This window comes from Mucilaginibacter sp. P4_G9 (genome assembly GCF_056400985.1).
This window is the reverse complement of record NZ_JBFUKF010000817.1, coordinates 1-1027: the sequence shown is the minus strand read 5'-3', so window position 1 is coordinate 1027 and position 1027 is coordinate 1. Positions and strand designations below refer to the sequence as shown.

1 protein-coding gene is annotated in these 1027 nt (G+C 41.5%); it reads left to right on the top strand.

Features of this window, described 5'->3' with window-relative positions:
* Positions 1-103 precede the first annotated feature (103 nt).
* Positions 104-1027: STN domain-containing protein (locus tag AC1DPZ_RS27855; protein WP_477409646.1), on the top strand; the 924-nt coding region annotated here is incomplete at its 3' end.

Below are 1027 nucleotides of genomic sequence, written 5' to 3'. Positions count from 1 at the left end.
CCAATCGATTATTCAACCTATACAATGCAAAAGTATGAATTTTAATTTTTACTATGAATGTTTTTGCCGGATGCGCAAGCCGGTATTTAAAACACTCCTGATTATGAAATTAACCACTGTTATTTTACTGGTATGTAGTATGCACGTAAGCGCAATTTCGTATTCGCAAACTGTTACGCTGTCAGAAAAAAATGTTTCATTACAGAAGATATTCCAGCAAATTAACAGGCAGGTTAATTATAAATTTTTATATGCCGATGAGCTGCTTCAAAAAACAAAAAAGATTTCCATTAACGTGAAAGATGTTCCGTTGGAAACAGTACTGAAGGAGTGTTTTGCCGGCCAGCCGTTTACTTATCAGATTTTTGATAAAACCATTATTTTGAAGCCTAAGGTAGATGTTATGGATAATGCCCCGCCGTTGCCGCCTGTGGTTATAACCGGTAAAGTAACTGATGAAACCGGCCAGCCATTACCGGGTGTAAGTGTTAAACTAAAAGGGACAAACGCTGCTACTGTTACTGATGGCAATGGGTCATATAGCCTGCACGCTCCAGATGGTAATGTTCAGAGCAGTGTTCTGATATTTAGTTTTATAGGTTTCAAAACAGAGGAAGTTACCGTAGGCGCCGGCCTTGTTGTGAATGTTAAATTAATACCCGAATCAAAATCATTAAGCGAAGTGGTGGTAATTGGCTACGGTACACAAAAAAGGGGCGATGTATCAAGCGCTATAGCATCGGTTAATGTGGAAAAAATGGATAAAGTACCGGCAGCTAACCTGAGCACCGCTTTACAGGGACAAGCACCGGGCCTGGTTGTTAGGCCAAGTTCCTATCGTCCTGGTGCAGGTTCTGCTATCCGCATCAGGGGCAACCGCTCATTAAATGCTACTAACGACCCCTTATTTGTGGTAGATGGCGTTCCCGTATCTTACAGCATTGATGATATTAATCCCCTGGATATCGAATCTGTCGACATATTGAAAGATGCTTCGGCTACGGCAATTTATGGCTCAAGAGGAGCC